General features: G+C 71.0%; 21 protein-coding genes and 1 riboswitch. Of the genes, 12 read left to right on the top strand and 9 right to left on the bottom strand.

Annotated features, from left to right (window positions below):
* Positions 1–147: 147 nt before the first annotated feature.
* The 5 genes from ACFWU3_RS20830 to ACFWU3_RS20850 all read left to right on the top strand — a co-directional run bounded on the left by ACFWU3_RS20830 (position 148) and on the right by ACFWU3_RS20850 (position 5,203).
* On the top strand, positions 148–906 hold the full coding sequence (locus tag ACFWU3_RS20830; RefSeq protein WP_340472639.1) for a lysophospholipid acyltransferase family protein: 759 nt from the start codon (positions 148–150) through the stop codon (positions 904–906).
* An 85-nt stretch (positions 907–991) separates the two neighbouring features.
* Positions 992–2,200: a MacS family sensor histidine kinase gene (gene macS, locus ACFWU3_RS20835; RefSeq protein ID WP_384439438.1), complete on the top strand. Its 1,209-nt coding sequence runs from the start codon at positions 992–994 to the stop codon at positions 2,198–2,200.
* On the top strand, positions 2,197–2,883 hold the full coding sequence (locus ACFWU3_RS20840) for a response regulator transcription factor (RefSeq protein WP_340472637.1): 687 nt from the start codon (positions 2,197–2,199) through the stop codon (positions 2,881–2,883). The genes macS and ACFWU3_RS20840 overlap by 4 nt, the downstream gene beginning before the upstream one ends.
* Positions 2,884–3,052: 169 nt before the next feature.
* Positions 3,053–4,081, top strand: coding sequence for a 6-phosphofructokinase (locus ACFWU3_RS20845; protein ID WP_313946829.1), 1,029 nt, complete (start codon positions 3,053–3,055; stop codon positions 4,079–4,081).
* Positions 4,082–4,192: 111 nt separating this feature from the next.
* Positions 4,193–5,203, top strand: coding sequence for a 2-hydroxyacid dehydrogenase (locus ACFWU3_RS20850; protein ID WP_384439441.1), 1,011 nt, complete (start codon positions 4,193–4,195; stop codon positions 5,201–5,203).
* On the opposite strand, the gene ACFWU3_RS20855 is transcribed toward ACFWU3_RS20850, so the two are convergent.
* Positions 5,200–6,240: a saccharopine dehydrogenase family protein gene (locus ACFWU3_RS20855; protein ID WP_384439444.1), complete on the bottom strand. Its 1,041-nt coding sequence runs from the start codon at positions 6,238–6,240 to the stop codon at positions 5,200–5,202. The genes ACFWU3_RS20850 and ACFWU3_RS20855 overlap by 4 nt on opposite strands.
* A 70-nt stretch (positions 6,241–6,310) precedes the next feature.
* On the opposite strand from ACFWU3_RS20855, the gene ACFWU3_RS20860 reads away from it, so the two are divergent.
* Entirely contained in the window at positions 6,311–7,270 is a 960-nt protein-coding gene (locus ACFWU3_RS20860; RefSeq protein WP_384439447.1) for a GlxA family transcriptional regulator, read from the top strand.
* Positions 7,271–7,292: 22 nt separating this feature from the next.
* Here ACFWU3_RS20860 and ACFWU3_RS20865 read toward each other — a convergent pair whose 3' ends face one another.
* Together ACFWU3_RS20865 and ACFWU3_RS20870 are read right to left on the bottom strand one after the other, a co-directional pair.
* On the bottom strand, positions 7,293–9,158 hold the full coding sequence (locus ACFWU3_RS20865; protein ID WP_384439450.1) for an anthranilate synthase family protein: 1,866 nt from the start codon (positions 9,156–9,158) through the stop codon (positions 7,293–7,295).
* Between the two features lie 97 nt (positions 9,159–9,255).
* The gene (locus tag ACFWU3_RS20870; RefSeq protein ID WP_384439452.1) at positions 9,256–9,357 is read right to left on the bottom strand and encodes a trp operon leader peptide; all 102 of its coding nucleotides are present in this window, start codon (positions 9,355–9,357) and stop codon (positions 9,256–9,258) included.
* 50 nt (positions 9,358–9,407) lie between these two features.
* Here ACFWU3_RS20870 and ACFWU3_RS20875 point away from each other — a divergent pair, with 50 nt between their 5' ends.
* Together ACFWU3_RS20875 and ACFWU3_RS20880 are read left to right on the top strand one after the other, a co-directional pair.
* Entirely contained in the window at positions 9,408–10,760 is a 1,353-nt protein-coding gene (locus ACFWU3_RS20875; protein ID WP_384439455.1) for a class II 3-deoxy-7-phosphoheptulonate synthase, read from the top strand.
* 133 nt (positions 10,761–10,893) lie between these two features.
* Positions 10,894–11,139, top strand: coding sequence for a (2Fe-2S)-binding protein (locus ACFWU3_RS20880; RefSeq protein WP_313946835.1), 246 nt, complete (start codon positions 10,894–10,896; stop codon positions 11,137–11,139).
* A gap of 92 nt (positions 11,140–11,231) precedes the next feature.
* On the opposite strand, the gene bfr is transcribed toward ACFWU3_RS20880, so the two are convergent.
* Positions 11,232–11,711 (bottom strand): bacterioferritin, encoded by a 480-nt coding sequence (bfr, locus tag ACFWU3_RS20885; protein WP_313946836.1) that lies wholly within the window; start codon positions 11,709–11,711, stop codon positions 11,232–11,234.
* Between the two features lie 156 nt (positions 11,712–11,867).
* Between bfr and ACFWU3_RS20890 the strand changes: the two genes are divergently transcribed.
* Positions 11,868–12,500 (top strand): sulfite oxidase-like oxidoreductase, encoded by a 633-nt coding sequence (locus ACFWU3_RS20890; protein ID WP_384439459.1) that lies wholly within the window; start codon positions 11,868–11,870, stop codon positions 12,498–12,500.
* An 83-nt stretch (positions 12,501–12,583) separates the two neighbouring features.
* On the opposite strand, the gene ACFWU3_RS20895 is transcribed toward ACFWU3_RS20890, so the two are convergent.
* The 5 genes from ACFWU3_RS20895 to thiO all read right to left on the bottom strand — a co-directional run bounded on the left by ACFWU3_RS20895 (position 12,584) and on the right by thiO (position 18,267).
* Positions 12,584–13,435 (bottom strand): deoxyribonuclease IV, encoded by an 852-nt coding sequence (locus ACFWU3_RS20895; protein ID WP_384439462.1) that lies wholly within the window; start codon positions 13,433–13,435, stop codon positions 12,584–12,586.
* 6 nt (positions 13,436–13,441) lie between these two features.
* Positions 13,442–15,382 carry a Stk1 family PASTA domain-containing Ser/Thr kinase gene (gene pknB, locus ACFWU3_RS20900; protein WP_384439465.1) on the bottom strand — a complete coding sequence of 647 codons (1,941 nt, stop codon included), beginning with the start codon at positions 15,380–15,382 and terminating at the stop codon, positions 13,442–13,444.
* 714 nt (positions 15,383–16,096) lie between these two features.
* Positions 16,097–16,891: a thiazole synthase gene (locus tag ACFWU3_RS20905; RefSeq protein WP_384439468.1), complete on the bottom strand. Its 795-nt coding sequence runs from the start codon at positions 16,889–16,891 to the stop codon at positions 16,097–16,099.
* A gap of 6 nt (positions 16,892–16,897) precedes the next feature.
* The gene (thiS, locus tag ACFWU3_RS20910) at positions 16,898–17,098 is read right to left on the bottom strand and encodes a sulfur carrier protein ThiS (protein WP_327684708.1); all 201 of its coding nucleotides are present in this window, start codon (positions 17,096–17,098) and stop codon (positions 16,898–16,900) included.
* Positions 17,095–18,267, bottom strand: coding sequence for a glycine oxidase ThiO (gene thiO / locus ACFWU3_RS20915; protein WP_384439471.1), 1,173 nt, complete (start codon positions 18,265–18,267; stop codon positions 17,095–17,097). The genes thiS and thiO overlap by 4 nt, the downstream gene beginning before the upstream one ends.
* Positions 18,265–18,377: riboswitch (TPP riboswitch) on the bottom strand. (Overlaps the previous gene by 3 nt.)
* A gap of 82 nt (positions 18,378–18,459) precedes the next feature.
* Between thiO and ACFWU3_RS20920 the strand changes: the two genes are divergently transcribed.
* From ACFWU3_RS20920 to ACFWU3_RS20930, 3 genes are all read left to right on the top strand, one after another.
* The gene (locus tag ACFWU3_RS20920; RefSeq protein WP_384439474.1) at positions 18,460–18,801 is read left to right on the top strand and encodes a hypothetical protein; all 342 of its coding nucleotides are present in this window, start codon (positions 18,460–18,462) and stop codon (positions 18,799–18,801) included.
* Positions 18,802–18,842: 41 nt separating this feature from the next.
* Positions 18,843–20,072, top strand: a complete 1,230-nt coding sequence (locus tag ACFWU3_RS20925; RefSeq protein WP_384439476.1) for an NAD(P)/FAD-dependent oxidoreductase — start codon at positions 18,843–18,845, stop codon at positions 20,070–20,072.
* Positions 20,073–20,193: 121 nt separating this feature from the next.
* Complete coding sequence (locus tag ACFWU3_RS20930) at positions 20,194–20,559, top strand: Rv2175c family DNA-binding protein (RefSeq protein WP_313946845.1); 366 nt, start codon at positions 20,194–20,196, stop codon at positions 20,557–20,559.
* The last annotated feature ends 122 nt before the right edge of the window (positions 20,560–20,681 follow it).

Consider the following 20,681-nt stretch of genomic DNA (forward strand, 5'->3'; position numbering starts at 1 on the left):
TCTCCTGTTCTGTGCATGAAGCTCGAAGGGTGTACCTCACCGTACGCGACCGGACCGACACCGACCAGGCCCGTAAGCCCGCCGACGCGGGGATCCCCGGCCTGCGTCGGGTTAAGGTCTGTTCGACAGCAACAGGAGGAATTCGAGTTGATCTACGGTGCCATGAAGTTCTCCATCGGAGGGTCGCTGAAGCTTGCCTTCCGGCCCTGGGTGGAGGGCCTCGAGAACATTCCCGTCGACGGCCCGGCGATCCTCGCGAGCAACCATCTGTCCTTCTCGGACTCCTTCTTCCTGCCGACGATGCTCGACCGCAAGGTCACCTTCATCGCCAAGGCCGAGTACTTCACCTCGCCCGGTGTCAAGGGCAAGCTGACCGCCGCCTTCTTCAAGGGTGTCGGCCAGCTCCCGGTCGACCGCTCGGGCGCGCGGGGCGCCGGTGAGGCGGCGATCAAGGCCGGTCTCGACGTCCTGGAGGCCGGTGGCCTGTTCGGCATCTACCCGGAGGGCACCCGCTCCCCGGACGGCAGGCTCTACCGCGGCAAACCGGGCGGTCTCGCCCGGGTGGCGCTCGCCAGCGGTGCACCGGTCATCCCGGTGGCCATGATCGACACCGAGAAGATCCAGCCGCCCGGCAAGGTGGTCCCGAAGCTGATGCGCCCGGGGATCAGGATCGGCGAACCGCTCGACTTCAGCCGTTACCGCGGCATGGAGAGCGACCGCTTCATCCTGCGCTCGCTGACCGACGAGGTCATGTACGAGATCATGAAGCTGTCCGGCCAGGAGTACGTCGACATCTACGCCACCGCCGCCAAGCGGCAGATCGCCGACGCGGAGAAGGCGGCGAAGGCGGCGGCGAAGGCGAAGGCCGAGCAGCAGGCGGAGACGACGGACCGGTCGGCGGCCTAGTGCCGCTCCCGGCAATGCTTGCCCTGTCGGGCAGACATTGCCGGCCGAGGCACTGGCGGGCGTCGTCCGGACCGGGGTGGGGGACATGGTCAAGCGCGAACGGGTCGTACGGATGTCGGTGGAGCTGCCGCTGTGGCGTGCGCTCGCCGGCTATCGCGTACTGACGATGATCTATGCGGTACTGCTGCTCGTCTTCATACCCGACAAGTTCGAGCGCCCGTGGGTGGCGATCGTGTTCCTGGCGGTGATGGGCGTCTGGACGCTGGCCACGCTGCCCCAGGTCTCCAGCGCGGCCCGCTGCACCAAACCCTTCCTCGTCGCCGACCTCGCCGTCGCGCTCACCGGCATCCTGCTGACACCGCTCGCCGACACCCACGCGCAGCAGATCGACGGCCCCACCCTGCCGTCGATATGGACGGCAGGCTCCGTCCTCGCCTTCGCCATCAAGGGCGGCTGGCGATGGGCCGCCGTCGCGTCCTCCTTCGTCGCGGTCGCCAACATCATCGAGCGGGGCGAACCGAGCCGGGACACCTTCCACAACGTCCTGCTGGTCTGGATCGCCTCCATCGCGATCGGTTACGTCGTCGAGGTCGCCCGGGCCTCGGAACGCACGCTCGCCCGCGCGCTGGAGATCGAGGCCGCGACACGGGAACGCGAGCGTCTCGCCCGCGACATCCACGACAGCGTGCTTCAGGTGCTGGCCATGGTGCAGCGCCGCGGCGCCGCCATCGGCGGTGAGGCCGCGGACCTCGGACGGATGGCGGGGGAGCAGGAAGTCGCCCTGCGGACGCTGGTCTCCAGCGGTCTGGTGCCCGCGACCCGCGCCTCCGAGGACGCCTCGCTCGGCGCCGTGGTGCGCACCGTCGAGGACGACGAACCGGACGGCACGCCCGACGAGTACGATCTGCGCTCGCTGCTCGCCCGGCACGCGGGATCGCGGGTCACGCTCTCCGAGCCGGGCGCTCCGGTGCTGCTGCCGGCCGCCTCCGCCACCGAACTAGCCGCCGCTGTCGGTGCCGCCCTGGACAATGTCCGTCAGCACGCCGGTCAGGACGCCCGGACCTGGATCCTCGTCGAGGACTGGCCGGACGAGGTCGTCGTGACGGTCCGGGACGACGGCCCGGGCATTCCGGAGGGCCGTCTCGCCCAGGCGGAGGGTGAGGGCCGGCTCGGAGTCGCCCTCTCCATCCGCGGGCGGCTGCGGGACCTGGGCGGCACGGCCGAACTGATCTCGGTCCCGGGCCAGGGCACAGAAGTCGAACTGAAGATTCCACGGGGGAAGGCACGCTCATGACGGACCAGCAGACGGACCAGCAGACGATCAAGGTGATGGTCGTCGACGACCACCCGATGTGGCGGGACGCGGTCGCGCGCGATCTGACCGCCGCGGGATTCGAGGTGGTGGCGACGGCCGGCGACGGCCCCCAGGCGGTCCGCCGGGCCCACGCGGCCGGTCCCGACGTCCTCGTCCTCGACCTCAACCTTCCCGGTATGCCGGGTGTCCAGGTGTGCAAGGAGCTCGTCGGCTCCCGCCCCGGGCTGCGGGTCCTGGTGCTGTCGGCGAGCGGGGAGCACGCGGACGTCCTGGAGGCGGTGAAGTCCGGCGCGACCGGCTATCTCCTCAAGTCGGCCAGTACCGAAGAGCTCACCGACGCGGTGCGGCGTACGGCCGTCGGCGACCCGGTCTTCACGCCGGGCCTCGCGGGCCTCGTGCTCGGCGAGTACCGTCGGCTCGCCTCCGAACCCGTTCCCGCTTCCGGCGGCGACGAGCCCAAGGCGCCTCAACTGACCGACCGCGAGACCGAGGTGCTGCGCCTGGTCGCCAAGGGGCTGTCGTACAAGCAGATCGCCGAGCGGCTCGTCATCTCCCACCGCACCGTGCAGAACCATGTGCAGAACACGCTCGGCAAGCTTCAACTGCACAACCGCGTCGAATTGGTGCGGTACGCGATCGAGCGGGGACTCGACGACGCCTGAGGCGGACGTACCGCCGCCGGGGCGACCCTCGTACGAGTGAAACCGGACAGGCGGTGCGGCTCAAACACCGCATCCCGTACAGGAATTGACCTTCCCTCCCATCCCGCAGTGACCTGGATCACCATTAGCGTGACGGTCCTAGGGCTCATCAGGCGAAGGGAAGTTTTCCATGCGCGTCGGAGTACTGACCGGGGGCGGCGACTGCCCCGGCCTCAATGCGGTCATCCGTGGCATCGTCCGCAAGGGCGTTCAGGAATACGCGTACGAGTTCGTGGGCTACCGAGACGGATGGCGCGGGCCGCTGGAAGGTGACACGGTCCCGCTCGCCATCCCGGCCGTGCGCGGCATCCTGCCCCGGGGCGGCACCATTCTCGGCTCTTCCCGCACCAATCCCCTCAAGGCGGAGAACGGCATCCGCCGTATCAAGGAGAACCTCGCCAAGGCGGAGGTCGACGCATTGATCGCGATCGGCGGCGAGGACACCCTCGGCGTGGCCGCCCGGCTGCACGACGAGTACGGCATCAAGTGCGTCGGCGTACCCAAGACCATCGACAACGACCTGTCCGCCACCGACTACACCTTCGGTTTCGACACCGCCGTCGGCATCGCGACCGAGGCGATCGACCGGCTCCACACCACTGCCGAGTCGCACATGCGGGTCCTGGTCGTCGAGGTGATGGGCCGGCACGCCGGCTGGATCGCCCTGCACTCGGGCCTGGCGGGCGGGGCCAACGTCATCCTCATCCCGGAACAGCGCTTCGACGTCGACCAGGTCTGCACCTGGGTGACCTCGCGTTTCAAGGCCAGTTACGCCCCGATCGTCGTGGTCGCCGAAGGCGCCATGCCGAAGGACGGCGACGCGGTCCTCAAGGACGGTTCGCTCGACTCCTTCGGGCATGTCCGGCTCTCCGGCGTCGGCGAATGGCTGGCCAAGGAGATCGAGAGGCGCACCGGCAAGGAGGCCCGCACCACGGTCCTCGGCCATGTCCAGCGCGGTGGCACCCCGAGCGCCTTCGACCGCTGGCTGGCCACCCGCTTCGGACTGCACGCCATCGAGGCCGTGCGCGACGGTGACTTCGGCAAGATGGTCGCGCTCCAGGGCACGGACATCGTGCGGGTGCCGATCGCCGAGGCCACCGCCAAGCTGAAGACGGTCGACCCCAAGCTCTACGAGGAGGTCGGCGTCTTCTTCGGCTGACGGTCCGGCCCCAACCTCGATCACCCGCGCAGACCGGCACGGCTGGGCTGTGGGCCGTATATTCGCGATATCCGGCCCATAGCTCATATGTCACGCGTTCCGGGAGAATCCGTGGAGATCCTTGCCTTCGGTGTGCAGGCCGACGAGAGGCCGCTGCTGGAAAGGGCCTTCGCGGGACACCACGACATCCACTGCCTCGACGTCTTCCTCACCGAGGACACCGCGCCCATCGCGGCCGGCCACGAGGCGATCTCCACCAGCGTCAACGCGATCCTCGACGCCCGTGTGCTCCGGCTGCTGGCGGCGGGCGGCACCTCGATGATCGCTCAGCGCTCCACCGGCTTCAACAACATCGACCTCGATGTGGCCGAGGAGCTCGGCCTCACCGTCGCCCGGGTCTCCTCCTACTCGCCGTACTCCGTCGCGGAGTTCGCCTGGACGCTGGCCATGGCCGTCAACCGGCGGATCGTGCGGGCCTCGGGCCGCACCCGCGAATTCGACTTCCGCCTCGACGGGTTGATGGGCCGCGATCTGCGCGGCCGTACGGCCGGGGTGCTCGGCACCGGCAAGATCGGCGAGGCGTTCACCAGGATCGCCCACGGCTTCGGCATGCACCTCCTCGGCTGGGACATCGCCGAGAACCCCGCGTGCGTCGAGCTCGGCATGCGGTACGTCGACAAGGACGAACTGCTGGCCGCGTCCGATCTGATCAGCCTCCATCTGCCGCTGCTGCCCGCGACACAGCACCTCATCGGCCGGGACGCGCTGCGGGCGATGAAGGACGACGCGATCCTGGTCAACTCCAGCCGCGGCGGTCTCGTCGACACGGACGCCCTCGTCACGGAGCTGCGCAAAGGCCGGTTCACGGGCGTGGGCCTGGACGTGTACGAGGCGGAGGCCGGGCTCTTCTTCCTCGACAAGTCCCTGGAGCCGCTCCAGGACGACACCCTGGCGCGGCTGGTCACCTTCCCGAACGTGCTGGTCACCTCGCACCAGGCGTACTACACCGAGGACGCGGTCGGCCAGATCGTCGACGCGACGGTGCGCAACGTCGACGACTACGCGGCGGGGCGGCACAGCGAGAACGTCCTGGTCCCCGCCGCGCCTCCCGGTACTGCCTAGACCGGCTGCTCCACCCGGCCGGGCGCGCCGAAGGTCAGATGCAGGGGGTCGAGCGCTCCCAGGAAGTCCGCGGCGTCGAAGAGTTCCCCCGCGGCCGCCACCCCGGTCCGGTCGACCCGGCCGTCCATGATCCGCGTCGCGGCCTCGACGACGAGGGGCGCGCTCACCGCGTAGATGTCCCGGCCGGACGCCGTCGCTCGGCGGGCGGCGCCGCCCCTGCGCGCCACCACGTCGACGACGAAGGTCTGTGCCGAGCGCCCGTCGGAGTCCACGGCCGTGGGCGGCGGCGTCGCCGGGTCGCTCAGATCGCGCAGGGGCGCCTCGTTGATGCAGACCCGGATCTCCGGGACGCGCAGATGGCGGGAGATGGTGACCTGGTCGGCAGTGGAGAGCTCGACGACCCGCTGGACACCCATGGGTTCCGGGAACCGCCAGGAGTACGAGCGGGGCGGGTCCTCGGGCGCGGTGAGGCGGCCACCGGTGAAGGCCAGCTTCCGCCCGGCGTTGCTCCGCGCGGTCCTGCGTGTCCCCTCCGTCGGCTGCCAGCTGTCGAGCGCGATCGCGACCGTGATCTCGTCGGCGTCCGGCCAGTCGCCGATCGCCGCACCGGCCAGCAGGTCGCCCAGCCCGCCGTAGAACGCCATCGCCGGGAGGACCACCACCCCCGCCTCGCGGGCCCGCCGGTCCCGCAGCCGGAACGCCTCCAGGATCGCGGCCTGTTCCGCGGCCACGTCCAGGTACGGGATGCCCGCGCGCAGGGCCGCGTCGATGACGGGCAGCAGCGTGACGGCGAACGGACCCGCGCAGTTGATGACCGCGTCCGCGCCTGCCAGCGCGCGATCCAGCGACGCCGGCTCGTCGAGGGCCACGACCCGGGTCACGGTCCCCGGACGGCCCGTGGCTGCGGCGTCCAGCCTGGCGGAGTCCCGGCCGACGAGGAGAGGGGTGAGGCCGCGTCGGCGCAGTTCCGCGACGACGAAGGCAGCGGTGTGTCCATAGGCTCCGACGACCGCGACCGTCCGGTGATGTGTGTTCATGCGGCCATGCTCACGGGCCCGGACGCCGACCACGAGTGGCCGAAACGACGAGATGCGTACACTTTCGGACATGAGATCCGTGGTGCTGGCGCTCTACGACGGGGCCATGCTGTTCGAGGCCGCCGCTGCCTGCGAGGTGTTCGGCGTCGACCGCGAACTCACCGATTCCTGGTACGACTTCCGTGTCTGCGGGCCCGCCCAGGCGTGGCTGGGCAGCTGGCTGAGGCTCGACACGCCCCACGACTACGACGCCCTCGCGGAGGCGGACACCGTCATCGTCCCCGCGTGCGGCGACGTCGAGGCCGACCCGCCGGCCGACCTCGTGGACGCCGTGCGTGCGGCCCATGAGCGCGGGGCCCGACTGGTGTCCCTGTGCACCGGGGCGTTCGTGCTCGCCGCCGCCGGCGTGCTGGACGGCCGCCGCGCCACCACGCACTGGGAGCACACCGCAGCGCTCGCGGCCCGCTATCCCCGTGTCGAGGTCGACCCGGACGTCCTCTACATCGACGACCGGACCGTGCTGACCTCGGCCGGCAAGGCCGCCGGCATGGATCTGTGCCTGCACATCGTCACCGCCGACCACGGCGCCGCGGTCGCCAACGCCCTGGCACGCCGGCTGGTGGTCCCGGCCCGCCGGGCAGGCGGTCAGGCGCAGTTCGCGGCGGTGCCGGCGATCGCCGACACCGGCCACGCGTTCGCGGACCTGCTGCACTGGGTGAGCGAGCGGCTGGACGAGCCGTTGACCGTGCCCGACCTGGCCCGACAGGTGAACATGAGCACCCGGAACCTCACCCGTCGCTTCACCGCGGCCACGGGCACCACTCCCTTGCGCTGGCTGCACACCCAGCGCATCCACCGGGCCCAGGAACTCCTGGAGACCACCGACGACAGCATCGAACTCATCGCCGCCCGTACGGGGATGGGCACCGCGGCCACCCTGCGCCGGCACTTCCACCGTGCCCTCGGGGTACCGCCGGACATCTACCGGCGCACCTTCCGCACCCACGGCACGGCCACCCCGGCGACCTGACTCCCGTCCTCCCCGGACGGCACTAGCCCACCAGTACGCCCGCGATCATCGTCGCCGTCAGCGCCGCGCCGTCCATCGTGAGCACCGACTCCGGATGGAACTGAAGGCCCGCGAAGCCCGGCCCGCGCATCGCGTGCACATCGCCGCTCACCTCGTCCCGGCTCAGCTCTACACGGTGCATCGCCAGCTCGGCCGCGGTCCGCTCGTCGCACCGCGCGGTGAAGCTGTTGTAGAAGCCCACCGTCTCCTCCCGCCCGAAGAAGTCGATCCGCTCCTGCGCCCCCTGGTGCGGCGCGTCCTTCCTGACGATCTCCAGGCCCAGTTCCGCGGCCATCAGCTCATGGCCCAGACACACGCCCAGCAGGCCGTGGCGGTGATCGCGCAGCAGATCGGCGGTGAGCGACCGCAGGAAGCGCATCTTCGGATCGGTGGCGTTCGCCGGATCGCCGGGACCGGGTCCGAGCACCACCGGCCCCGGGTGACGCAGTGCCGTCTCCCGGAGGCCGGGCTCGTCGTACCGGCGCACCGTCACGGTGAGACCCGTCGAGCGCAGCAGATGCGCCAGCATCGCGGTGAAGGTGTCCTCCCCGTCGATCACCAGCGCGTCGCCGGTCAGATCGGCGCTGCGCTCCTGCATCCGCAGCCAGAACGGCGCGAGGTCGGCCCGGCGGGCGTCCAGCGCGGCGCGCACCCGGGGGTCGTCGGCGAGCCGGGGACGCTCGGCGTCCTCCCGGGGCCGCCCCGGTCGTACCCCCAGCGCGGCCAGTACACCGGCCGCCTTCGCATGGGTCTCGGCGACCTCGCCCTCCGGGTCGGAGTGCCGCACCAGGGTCGCCCCCACCGGCACCCGCAGGGCTCCCCGGGCGTCGATGTCGGCCGTGCGGATCAGGATGGGGGAGTCGAGGGTCTGCGCTCCGCCCGCGTCCGTGCCGATCAGGGCGAGCGCGCCGGCGTAGTAGCCGCGGCCGCCCACCTCGTGCCGCTCGATGACCCGGCACGCGTTCTGTACGGGGGACCCGGTGACGGTCGCCGCGAACATCGTCTCCCGCAGCACCTCCCGCACGTCGAGCGAGGACCGACCGCGCAACTCGTACTCGGTGTGCGCGAGATGGGCCATCTCCTTGAGCCGCGGACCGACGACCACGCCGCCCATGTCCCCGACCGTGCACATCATCTTCAGCTCCTCGTCCACGACCATCGAGAGCTCCTCGCGCTCCTTGCGGTCGTCCAGGAACCGGAGCAGTCCCTCCGGGGTCGGGCCCTCGGGGGGATAGCGGAAGGTGCCGCTGATCGGATTCATCACGACCGTCCCGCCGCTCATCCGCACATGCACCTCGGGGCTGGCGCCGACGAGCGTGCGCTCTCCGGTGTGCACCACGAAGGTCCAGTACGCCCCGCGCTCGGCGGCCAGCAGCCGCCGGAACAGGGCGAGCGCGTCGGCCCGGCCGAAGCCCGGGATGCTGCCCGTGTAGGTACGGCGGATGACGAAGTTCGCTCCCTCGCCGCTGCCGATCTCCTCCTCGACGACCCGCCGGACGATGTCCGCGTACGCCCTGTCGTCCACGTCGAAGGCACCCCCCTCCACCCGGACCGGGTGCGCGGGAAGTCTCTCCAGCGCCTCGGAGAGCGGCATCTCCGTGTACTCGTCGGCGACCAGCACACTCAGCGGCGTGCCGTCGTCGCGCACGTCGAAGCCGCGCTCCCGGATCTGCCGGAACGGCACGAGGGCGAGCGAGGGACGGTCGGTGACGGGGATGTCGGCGAGCGCCCGCGCCTCGTGCACCGAGCCGGTCAGTACCTCGACGGTGTCGTGGTCGCGGCCGGGGGTGCGCCTGCGGAGCAGGGCGAAGGGAGGGCAGTCGTCGTCCAGCAGTCGGGCGAGGGGCATCCGGTGTTCCTTCCGAGTGGGAGGAACGGCCGATTCCCGGAAACACCGAAGGCCGCCCCTCGGGCGGCCTTCGCGATTCCTACTCGCACGCGATCAGTCAGTGGGCCGCCGGATGTGCGGTCCACCACCAGTTCTGGATCGAGTGCGTCAGCATGTCCGGAACCCTACCGCATGAGAATTGCTGGACTTCTCGTCTCATTTGCTGGGCGGACGGAAACGGCCCGGCGGCAACCCCGTACTGTGGTCGGTGTGACCGTGAACGCCAAAAACACCCCCGCCGGTGGCAACACCTGGCGAGACCTGCCCGCGGCGCAGCAGCCCGAGTACCCCGATGCCGAGGCTCTGCGCGATGTGATCGCGGACCTCGAGTCGTATCCGCCGCTCGTCTTCGCGGGCGAGTGCGACCAGCTGCGTGCCCGGATGGGAGCCGTCGCCAAGGGCGAGGCGTTCCTGCTCCAGGGCGGCGACTGCGCCGAGGCCTTCGACGCCGTGTCCGCCGACCACATCCGCAACAAGCTGAAGACGCTCCTCCAGATGGGAGCGGTGCTGACCTACGCGGCCTCCGTGCCGGTGGTGAAGGTCGGCCGTATCGCCGGCCAGTACTCCAAGCCGCGCTCCAAGCCGACCGAGACCCGCGACGGCGTGACGCTCCCCACCTACCGGGGCGACTCCGTCAACGGCTTCGAGTTCACCGAAGCGGCCCGTATCCCGGACCCCGAGCGCCTGAAGCGGATGTACAACGCGTCCGCGGCGACGCTGAACCTGGTGCGCGCCTTCACCACCGGTGGTTACGCGGATCTGCGCCAGGTGCACGCCTGGAACCAGGACTTCGTGAAGTCGTCCCCGTCGGGTCAGCGCTACGAGCAGCTCGCGCGGGAGATCGACAACGCGCTGAACTTCATGGAGGCCTGTGGCACCGACCCGGCGGAGTTCCGCACGGTCGAGTTCTACTCCTCCCACGAGGCGCTGCTGCTCGACTACGAGGGCGCGCTGACCCGTACCGACTCGCGGACCGGCCGGCTCTACAACACCTCCGGCCACATGGTCTGGATCGGTGAGCGCACCCGGCAGCTGGACGGCGCGCACGTCGAGTTCGCCTCGCGCATCCGCAACCCCATCGGTGTGAAGCTCGGCCCGACGACCACGGTCGACGACGCCCTGCAGTACATCGACAAGCTCGACCCGGAGCGCGACCCCGGCCGGCTGACCTTCGTCGTCCGCATGGGCGCCGACAAGGTCCGCGACAAGCTCCCCGAGCTGGTCGAGAAGGTCACCGCGTCCGGTGCGACGGTGGCCTGGGTGACCGACCCGATGCACGGCAACACCTTCGAGGCGGCGTCCGGCCACAAGACCCGGCGTTTCGATGACGTGCTCGACGAGGTCAAGGGCTTCTTCGAGGTCCACAAGGCCCTGGGCACGCACCCGGGCGGTATCCACGTCGAGCTCACCGGTGACGACGTCACCGAGTGCGTGGGCGGCGGCGACGAGATCTTCGTCGACGATCTGCACCAGCGCTACGAGACGGCCTGCGACCCGCGACTGAACCGCAGCCAGTCCCTGGACCTGGCGTTCCTGGTGGCGGAGATGTACCGCGACCAGTGATCTTGTGAGTACGGCTGTGGGGCGCGGATCGATGTGATCCGCGCCCCACACCGCTTTTCCAGGCTGGCCACGACGGGTAAGGTTAGGTTAGCCTCACCGAGCAATCGGAGGCAGACGACCGACCGGCCTGGAGGTGAACCGCGTGTACGTATGCTCATGCTTCGGCGTCACCGAGAAGCAGGTCAAGGAGCACGCGGACGCGGGTGCCTGCACCCCCCGTCAGATCGCCTCCGCCTCCAAGGCGGGCACCGACTGCGGCTCGTGCGTGCGGACGATCCAGTCGATCCTCGGCAGGGGCACGTGCCCGCGGCGTGAGCTGCTGGAGCAGGGCAAGCCCGCTCTCACGGCCGGCCTCGCGGAGCTGGACGAAGCCGCCTAGCCCTTCCGCCCTTCACGCTCACCTGGGGCGCGGAGACCCGACAGGGTCCTGGACCGCCGCACCCGGCGCGCGACCGCCGCCCCCGGCGTACGTCAGCTGTCGGGCTGCTCGATCAGCTGCGCGATGTAGAGGGGCTCACCGAGCTTCTCGATCAGGTCCAGCTGGGTGTCGAGATAGTCGATGTGGTGCTCCTCGTCCTCGAGGATCGACTCGAAGATGTTCGCGGACGTGACATCACCCTTGGCGCGCATGATGTCGATACCGCGCCGGAGACGGTCGATCGCCTCCACCTCGACCTGCCGGTCCGCCTGGAACATCTCGGTGACGGTCTGGCCGATGCGTACGTGGAACAGGCGTTGGTAGTTCGGAAGTCCGTCGAGGAAGAGAATCCGGTCGGTGAGCACTTCCGCGTGCTTCATCTCGTCGAACGACTCCGACCGGGTGTACTTGGCAAGCTTCGTCCAGCCGAAGTTCTCCTGCATCTTCGCGTGCAGGAAGTACTGGTTGATCGCGGTCAATTCGGCGGTCAGCTGCTCGTTGAGGAACTCGATGACCTCGGGGTCGCCCTGCATCGCAGAGGCTCCTTCCGCGCTTGGTACCGGGGCAAGTGGGCGCATCCTTCCATCGCGTCCGTCAGCCCGTCCAGTAAGTGCCTCCTTAGTAGGAGTTGCCCGAATCGGGCCAGACCTGGTCATGACCACCCCATGCGGTCTGTCACCATTGAAGACATGGGTCAGCCGGAAAGCCGGGAATACCGCGCATCAGAGGAGTCCGAGCTTCCGCCGGGTCAGCGACTGCAGCGAGGCTGGCCGGTCACCCACTACGGGCCCGTACCCAAGTTCAAGCCGGACCGCTGGGAGTTCAGGGTTTTCGGCGCCACGGCCGACGGCGACAAACACTGCTGGAACCACGAGGAGTTCTCGGCACTGCCCTTCTCGTCGGTCGTCGCCGATCTGCACTGCGTGACGAAGTTCAGCATGCTGGGGGCCGAATGGGGTGGTGTTCCCGCCCGCGAACTGGTCGCCCTCGCGCCGCCGGCCGCGAACGTCACTCACGTCATGGTCTGGGCCGAGTACGGCTACAGCGCCAATGTGCGGCTGGCCGACTTCACCTCGGAGCGCACGATCTTCGCCACCCACAAGGACGGTGAACTGCTCACCGCCGAGCACGGCTTCCCCCTGCGTCTTGTCGTGCCGCATCTCTACGCCTGGAAAGGGCCCAAGTGGGTCCGCGGCGTCGAGTACATGACCGACGACCGGCGTGGCTTCTGGGAGGAACGGGGCTATCACAACCTCGGCGATCCCTGGCGGGAGCAGCGCTACTCCTACCAGGAGGAGCCGGGGGACGGCCCCGAACTCTGAGGGCCGTCCCGTCATCCCCGGAGGGCGCACGACGACAGCCCTTGAGGTCTGTCGTCGTTCAGGGCGCAGGGCGCCCGAGACGGTCAGTCGCGGAGTGCCTTCAGCCGGGCCACGTCCGCGGCGTGGCCCTCCTTGCCGCCCGGGGTCTCGATGATCAGCGGTACGCCCTCGGTCGCCGGGTGGCGCATGAGCTCCCGGAACGGCTCCTCGCCGATGTGACCCGCGCCGATGTTCTCGTGACGGTCCTTGTGGGCGCCCGCCACATCCTTCGAGTCGTTGGCGTGGATCAGCTTGAGGCGCCCCTCGCCGACCGTCTCCACGAGCAGGTCCAGCGCCTGCACCATGCCGCCCGGTGCCGCCAGGTCGTGTCCTGCCGCGAACAGATGGCAGGTGTCCAGACAGACCCCCAGTCGGGGATGGGCGTCCAGAGCGGCGAAGTACGGCCCGAAGTCCCAGGTCCGCGAGCAGAGTGAGAACCCCTGCCCGGCCGTCGACTCCAGCAGCAGGAACGGATCGTCGTCGTGCGTCAGCTCGTCCAGCAGCGGCAGCATCCGTTCGCGCACCTGCGCAAGCGCCACCTCCCGCGGCCGCCCGCCCGTCGCCGACCCGGTGTGCACCACGACGCCCAGGGCGCCTATCTCACGGGCGCGGCGCAGCGAGTGGCGCAACGAGTCCACGGACCGCTCGACGGTCGCCTCGGTGTGGGAACCGAAGTTGATCAGATACGGAGCATGGACGTACGCCGGCATGTCCGCGGCGGCGCACTCCGAGCGGAACAGCTCGTCCTGCGCGGGATTGCCCGGCGGCGTCGCCCAGCCCCGCGGATTGGCGACGAAGACCTGGACGGTCTCCGCCCGCAGCTCCGTCGCGTATCCGAGACCGACCTTGGCGAGTCCGCCGGCCACGGGGACGTGGCCGCCGACGGGGTTGCGCATCTGTGGCTAGATTCCCTTGGTCTTGATGGTGATCGTGCTGCCCTCGGGCGCCTTGCCGTCCGCGGCCGGGGACTGGCTCTCGACGGTGTCGCCCAGGAAGGGGAAGGCCTTCTCGACGTCCACCTCGAAGCCCGCGTCCTCCAGCTCGGCGGTGGCTTCGTCGACGCTCATCCCGACGACATCGGGGACGTCGATCGAGCGCGGTCCCTTGGAGACGGTCAGCGTGATCGTGTCGCCGGAGGCCAGCTCGGCCCCCTCGGCCGCCGACTGGCGGGCGACGGTGCCCGCCTCCTCCGGGGAGTTGACCTGCGCGGGGGCGACCTTGACCGTGAAGCCGGCGTCCTCCAGCGCGCCGGTCGCGTCCTCGACGGAGTCGCCGATCACGCCCGGGACCTCGACGGGGGAGCCCTTGCTGACGACGATCGCGACCGCGGAGTCCGGGCTGCGCCGGGCACCGGCCGCCGGCTCGGTGCTGACGACACGGCCCTGGGGCACGTCCTCGCTGAACTCCTTGGTGACCACCCCGGGCGCGAGCCCGGCCTTCTTGAGCTTGCTCTCGGCCGTGGCGAGCGGGTCGCCGCCGACGTCGGGGACCCGGACGATCTTCGGCCCGCGCGAGACGACGAGCGTCACCGAGCCGTTGCCGCGGATGCGTTCGTTGGTGCCGGGGTCGCTGTTGATGACCGAGCCGCGGTCGACCGTCTCGCTGAAGTCGCGTTTGACGGTCTTCACATCGAGGCCGGCGTCCTTGAGCTCCTGCCGGGCCTCCTTCTCGGACTTGCCGATCAGGGCCGGGACGCGGGTGAACTGTCCGGAATTGATGTACCAGACGCCGGCGCCGGCGCCGAGCACCAGGAAGACGGCGACAAGGATCGCGACGACACCGCGCCGTGGCACACGGGAGCGGCCGGTGCGGTCCGGGCGGTGCTGCGGAGGAGCGGGCGGCATGGCCATCCGCGTCGTGTGGTTGACCTGCGGCTCGTCGCCGGGCGGCACACGGGGGATGACGTCCGTACGCTCATCGGGGCCGGCGTCCGCGCCGGTCGCGTACGTCGGCGGCTCCTGCTGGAGGGCCTGCGGCGGCACCAGGTCCAGCTGATCGTCGCCGAGCGCGGCACGGGCCTCACGGACCAGGGCGAGCAGGGCCACCGCGTCGTACGGGCGGATCTCGGGATTGCGGGCGGTGGCGCTCGCGACCAGCTCGTCGAGCTCGACGGCGAGGCCCGGGACGAGTGCGGAGGGCGCCGGAATGTCCTCGTTCAGATGCTGGAAGAGCACCTGGGCCGGGGTGTCGCCGGAGTGCGGCTTGCCGCCGGTCAGCATCTCGTACAGGACGACACCGCATGCGTACACATCGGCGCGGGTGTCGGCCGTGCCGTACTCGATCTGCTCCGGGGCGAGGTAGGAGACGGTGCCGAGGACGGTGCCGGTGGTGCTGGTGACGGAGCCGACCGCGCGCACCAGGCCGAAGTCGGCGACCTTGACCCGGCCGTCGTCCCCTATCAGCACGTTCTCCGGCTTCATGTCCCGGTGGACGAACCCGGCCCGGTGGGCCGCGCCGAGCGCGGCGAGCACGGGCTCCAGGATGTCCAGCGCGGCCCGCGGCTGGAGCGCGCCGCGCTCGCGCAGGACGTCGCGCAGGGTGCAGCCCGCCACGTACTCCATGGCCAGATAGACGTACGCACCTTCGGCGCCCTGGTCGAAGACCCCCACCACATTGGGGTGGGAGAGCCGGGCGACGGACTTGGCCTCGCGGATGAAGCGCTCCACGAAGGAGGCGTCCGTGGCGAGGGCCGGGTGCATCACCTTGAGGGCGAGCTCCCGGTCGAGTCTGGTGTCGACCGCCCGGTAGACCGTGGCCATACCGCCGACGGCGATACGCGCGTCGACGCGGTAGCGGCCGTCGAGCAGCTGCCCGACGAGGGGGTCCTTGAGGGTCGTGTCCACGCGGAGATTCTACGAGTCACCCCGGACACCCCTGACGTCCCGGGGCGGGACCGGAGCCGTACTGCAGCCGAGCTGTGACAGCAGACGCGCTTGTGCGGGGCCGGTCCGCCGCGACCGGCTTTCGACGGGGGACGGGCGTCGGGACGGGCGGAGGGGGACGGGTGCGGGGCGTTGTGGGGCGGTGGCGTTCGGGGGGTCGCGCCTCAATCACGGGCGCGGCCGGAAATCGTCCCTGGGCCTCGATCGTCGGGCCGGGCATGAGCTCGGCCCCTGCGTGGGGAGGGCGATATCAGACCGCCCGGCGTTCGAGGACGAAGCCTGTGCGGCATGGGGCCAGGCTGGGCGGGTGCGGCACCTTGCGGGGGCGCTGCCCCCGGACCCCCGCGCCTCAATCGCCGGCGGGGCTTGATGGTGTCCCCGTGCCTCGATCGCCGGCGGGGCCTGGTGCGGCCCCGCGCGCCTCAACCGCCGGCGGGGCTGGATGTCGTCCCCGTGCCTCGACCGTCGGCCGGGCCTGATGTCGTCCCCGTGCCTCAATCGCCGGCCGGGCTTGATGGTGTCCCCCTGCCTCGATCGCCGGCGGGGTCTGGTGCGGCCCCGCGCGCCTCAATCGCCGGCGGGGCTGGATGTCGTCCCCGTGCCTCGGATGCGGTCCCCGCCCGCCTCGCTCCCGGCGGGGCCGGATGCGGTCCCGCCGGCAGACTTTCCGTCCCGTCAGAACGCCGGGCGTTCCGGGTCCAGGTGGGCGCGGCCGTCCTGGGGTGACGATGCCTCGGCGAAGTGGCGGCGGGGGATGCGGCCCGCCCGGTGTGCCAGGCGGCCCGCCTCCACCGCGTGCCGCATCGCCTCCGCCATCAGGACCGGCTCCTGCGCGCGGGTGACCGCCGACGCCAGCATCACCGCCGTGCAGCCCAGCTCCATCGCCAGCGCCGCGTCGGACGCCGTGCCCGCGCCCGCGTCCAGGATCACCGGTACGCGCGCGTGCTCGACGATCAGCTGGAAGTTGTGCGGGTTGCGGATGCCGAGGCCGGAGCCGATGGGCGAGCCCAATGGCATGATCGCCGCGCAGCCCACGTCCTCCAGCCTCCGCGCGAGCACCGGGTCGTCATTCGTGTACGGCAGGACCGTGAACCCGTCGTCGACCAGGGTTTCCGCCGCGTCGAGCAGCTCGATGGGATCGGGCAGCAGCGTGCGCTCGTCCGCGACGACCTCGAGCTTCACCCAGTCCGTCCCGAGTGCCTCGCGCGCGAGCCGGGCGGTCAGGACGGCCTCGCCCGCGGTGAAGCAGCCGGCCGTGTTGGGCAGGACGCGGATGCCGAGCCGGTCCAGGACGGAGAGCACGGAGCCCTGGACCGTCGGGTCCAGGCGGCGCATCGCGACGGTGGTGAGTTCGGTTCCGCTCGCGATCAGGGAGCGTTCCAGGACGTCGAGGCTGGGCGCACCGCCGGTGCCCATGATCAGCCGGGAGTTGAAGGTGGTGTCACCGATGGTGAGACGGTCGTCGGCCATGGCTGATCAGCCTCCCTGGACTGCGGTGAGGACCTCGACCCGGTCGCCGTCGTCGAGCAGGGTGCCCGCCCATGCGCTGCGCGGGACCACCGCCTCGTTGACGGCGGCGGCGACGCCGGACCGGGCGGCGGTCAGCTCCGTGACCAGCGTGTCGAGTGTGGTTCCGGTGGCGAGCATCCTGGTCTCGCCGTTGACGGAGACGTTCATGCGGGCTGCTCCTGGGAGACGGCGGAGAAGCGGCGAGGTGTGAAGGCGCGGGCCTCGTCGGGGAGTGAGCCGGAGACCAGGACCACGGCCATCACATCGCCGGTGACGGGCGTCAGGAGGACCCCGTTGCGGTGGTGACCGGTGGCCAGGTGCAGACCGGGCAGCGCGGTCGGGCCGAGCAGCGGCGCGTTGTCGGGGGAGGCGGGGCGCAGCCCGGCACGGGTCTCGGTGAGCGGCAGCTCCGTGATGCCGGGCACCAGCTCATGGGCGTCGCGGAGCAGCTCGTACACACCGCCCGCGGTGACCGTGGTGTCCCAGCCCAGTTCCTCGCTGGTCGCGCCGACGACCAGCTCGCCGTTCTCGCGCGGCACCAGATAGACATCGCTGCCGCGGACCACCGCGCGGACCGTCCTGGACAGGAAGGGCGCGTACGCGGGCGGCACGGTCAGCCGCAGCACCTGGCCCTTCACCGGACGGACCGGAGGCAGCACATCCGCCGGGACCCCGTTCAGCCTGCCGCTCAGGCTGCCGCCGGCGAGCACCACCTGGTCGGCGGTGAGCTCCTCGCCGTCGGCGAGGACGACACCGGTCGCCCGGTCGCCCGTGACCGACAGCCGTTCCGCCCAGCCGTGACGGAAGACCACTCCCGCCCTCTCGCACGCCGTGACCAGCGCGGACGCGAGGCGGCGCGGGTCGACCTGGTGGTCGCCGTCCACCCGCAGACCGCCGCGGACACCGGGCGCGAGCATCGGCTCCAGGCGCCGGCACTCACGGCCGGTCAGCCACTCCGAGGCGAGTCCGGAACGCCGTTGCAGGGCGTGCAGTTCCCGCAGATGGGCGCGGTCGTCGGCGTCGAGCGCGACGGCGAGCGTCCCGCAGGCGCGGTAGCCGACGCGCTGTCCGCTCGTCTCCTCCAGCTCGGCGACGAACGCCGGATAGCGCTGTGCCGACGCGACGTTGAGCGCGAGCAGCGTCTGCTCGCCGTAGTGCAGTTCGGTGACGGCGGCGAGCATGCCCGCGGCGACCTGCGCCGCACCGCCGCCCGGCTCCGGATCGGCGATGGTGACGGCCAGTCCGCGCTGGGCCGCACGCCAGGCCGTGACCAGTCCGATGATTCCGCCCCCGACGACGAGAACGTCTGAGGCGCGCGTTTCTGGGATACGCGACATGGGCGTCCAGCCCCTCCCTTCGCCGGCATGACCCGGATCAGGTTCGTACGGTCGGAGGCCGTCCAGCCTCCCTCTCAGCCCGGTGCGTCCGGACTCCCGCGAGTGTCTTACGGTGGCCACCCTAACCCCGGGCCCGGTGTCGGGTTAAGGGAGCGACGGCTTCCCAAGGCCTGCGGTACAGGAGGTGTTTTGATGGCGGGGTCTCTCGACGGAGTCGTCCTGGTGCCGGTCGCGGACCAGGCTCCCGGCCAGGTCGGCACCCGTACCCGCGTCACGTACCACGAGCGGGACGGGCACATCTGGGCCGAGTACGCGGGCGGCGACGTGGTCCGCGGTCATCTGGTGGGCACCCGTCAGGGGGACCGGATCGACTTCCGCTACGTGCAGTTGAGGACCGACGGCCGTACCGCCTCCGGGCACTGTGTCTCGACGGTCGCCGAGCTGCCGGACGGCAGACTGCGCCTGGAGGAGAGCTGGGAGTGGGAGTCGCAGGAGGGCAGCGGGACGAGCGTCGTGGAGCAGCCACTGTCCTGACGGACTGTCAGTCGAGGTCTCCGGATGCGTAAGGTTGACGGGTGAGCGAGCAGCAGACACAGCAGGCGCGGCGCGTGGTCGTCGTCGGAGCCGGGATGGCGGGCGTGCAGACCGCCGTGGCCCTGCGCGAACAGGGCTTCACCGGCCCGGTCACCCTCATCGGCGCCGAACCCCATCAGCCCTACGACCGGCCCCCGCTGTCCAAGGCCGTCCTCCTCGGCAAGGCCGAGGACTCGGCCTTCGACGTCGATTTCGAGGCTCTCGGCATCGGGCTGCGGCTCGGCTGTGAGGTGACCGGCGTCCGGCCCAAGGAGCGCGAACTGGACACCGAGGCCGGACCCGTCCCGTACGACATCCTGGTCCTCGCCAGCGGCGCGGAACCCGTCCATCTGCCCGGGGCCGCGTCGGTGCCCGGCGTCCATCTGCTGCGCACGCTCGACGACGCCGCCCGGCTGCGTCCCGTGCTCGCCCGGCAGCACGACATCGTCGTCGTCGGCGCGGGCTGGATCGGTGCGGAGTTCGCGACGGCGGCCCGCGAGGCCGGCTGCACGGTCACCGTCGTCGAGGCCGCGGAGCGCCCGCTCGCCGGCGCGCTGCCCGCCGAGGTCGCCGCCTCGATGACGGACTGGTACGCGGAGTACGGCATCGAACTGCTCACGGGCTCCCGGGTGGAGGAGATCGAGCCCGGCACGGTGGTTCTCTCGGACGGCAGGCGGCTCGCCGCCGGGGCCGTCGTCGTCGGCATCGGGGCACGGCCCGCCACCCGATGGCTCACCGGCTCCGGCATCGCGCTCGGTCCGGACGGCGCGGTCACCGCCGACGAGTACCTGCGCACCTCGCTACCCGGTGTGTACGCCGTCGGCGACTGCGCCTCCTTCCCGTCCGCCCGCTACGGGCAGCGGCTGCTCGTGCACCACTGGGACAACGCCCTCCAGGGGCCGCGCACGGTCGCCGCGAACATCATCGCGGAGGACCTCGGCGACCCCGCCCAGATCTACGACCCCGTCCCGTACTTCTGGTCCGAGCAGTTCGGCCGGTTCGTGCAGTACGTGGGCCACCACGCGGTCGCCGACACGATGGTGTGGCGCGGGGACCCGACGGGCGCCTCCTGGTCGGTGCTGTGGCTGCGGGAGGGCGCGCTCGTCGCGCTGCTCGCGGTGGGCAGGCCGCGCGATCTGGCGCAGGGCCGCAAACTCGCCACGACGGGCACGCGGCTGGATCCGACGGCGGCCGCGGACCCCTCGGTCCCTCTGAAGGCCGCTTCGCTGTGAGCAGGCTCTCTCCCGACAGTTCCCCGCTGACCTGCATATTCTCCCCGATTCCGGGCTGATCGGGGCGTCGGTGCGCGGGGCAGCGCTACCCACTGTCGGTCCCAGATGGCAGGCTTGTCCTGTGACCGAGATTGACGCAAAGATCGATGCTCTCGTCCCCGCCTGGCTCACCCTCCCCGACATCGCGGAAATGCTCGATGTCGAGGTGACGCGCGTCCGGCAGCTGGTCAAGGAGGGCCAGCTGATCGCGGTGCGCCGAGGTGAGAACCGGGTGCTCCAGGTTCCCGCCGCCTTCATCAGCGGCGAGAAGGTCGTCAAGGGCCTCTCCGGCACCCTGACGCTCCTGCGGGACGACGGCTTCTCCGACGAAGAGATGCTGGAGTGGCTCTTCACCCCCGACCCGACCCTGCCCGGCACCCCCGCGCAGGCGCTCAGCGAGAATCGCGGCACGGAGGTGAAGCGCCGGGCCCAGGCGCTCGCCGTCTGACGCCCTGAAGACACCACCAAGCGGGGGGGGGGGGGGGGGGGCCGGCGGCGCGCCCCGCCCCCCCCCCCCGCCCCCCCCGCGCGCGCCCCCAGCGACGCCACCGCCCCCCGCCCGGCCCCCCC

The organism is Streptomyces sp. NPDC058685 (assembly GCF_042714725.1).
In the GTDB taxonomy this organism is placed as follows: domain Bacteria; phylum Actinomycetota; class Actinomycetes; order Streptomycetales; family Streptomycetaceae; genus Streptomyces.

Excerpts from the sequence above, each read along its gene's own strand:
- macS (WP_384439438.1), top strand. The coding sequence starts at position 992 with ATGGTCAAGCGCGAACGGGTCGTACGGATGTCGGTGGAGCTGCCGCTG.
- ACFWU3_RS20840 (WP_340472637.1), top strand. The coding sequence starts at position 2,197 with ATGACGGACCAGCAGACGGACCAGCAGACGATCAAGGTGATGGTCGTC.
- ACFWU3_RS20845 (WP_313946829.1), top strand. The coding sequence starts at position 3,053 with ATGCGCGTCGGAGTACTGACCGGGGGCGGCGACTGCCCCGGCCTCAAT.
- ACFWU3_RS20855 (WP_384439444.1), bottom strand. The coding sequence starts at position 6,240 with ATGAACACACATCACCGGACGGTCGCGGTCGTCGGAGCCTATGGACAC.
- ACFWU3_RS20860 (WP_384439447.1), top strand. The coding sequence starts at position 6,311 with ATGAGATCCGTGGTGCTGGCGCTCTACGACGGGGCCATGCTGTTCGAG.
- ACFWU3_RS20865 (WP_384439450.1), bottom strand. The coding sequence starts at position 9,158 with ATGCCCCTCGCCCGACTGCTGGACGACGACTGCCCTCCCTTCGCCCTG.
- ACFWU3_RS20870 (WP_384439452.1), bottom strand. The coding sequence starts at position 9,357 with ATGAGACGAGAAGTCCAGCAATTCTCATGCGGTAGGGTTCCGGACATG.
- bfr (WP_313946836.1), bottom strand. The coding sequence starts at position 11,711 with ATGCAGGGCGACCCCGAGGTCATCGAGTTCCTCAACGAGCAGCTGACC.
- ACFWU3_RS20890 (WP_384439459.1), top strand. The coding sequence starts at position 11,868 with ATGGGTCAGCCGGAAAGCCGGGAATACCGCGCATCAGAGGAGTCCGAG.
- ACFWU3_RS20895 (WP_384439462.1), bottom strand. The coding sequence starts at position 13,435 with ATGCGCAACCCCGTCGGCGGCCACGTCCCCGTGGCCGGCGGACTCGCC.
- ACFWU3_RS20905 (WP_384439468.1), bottom strand. The coding sequence starts at position 16,891 with ATGGCCGACGACCGTCTCACCATCGGTGACACCACCTTCAACTCCCGG.
- thiS (WP_327684708.1), bottom strand. The coding sequence starts at position 17,098 with ATGAACGTCTCCGTCAACGGCGAGACCAGGATGCTCGCCACCGGAACC.
- thiO (WP_384439471.1), bottom strand. The coding sequence starts at position 18,267 with ATGTCGCGTATCCCAGAAACGCGCGCCTCAGACGTTCTCGTCGTCGGG.
- ACFWU3_RS20920 (WP_384439474.1), top strand. The coding sequence starts at position 18,460 with ATGGCGGGGTCTCTCGACGGAGTCGTCCTGGTGCCGGTCGCGGACCAG.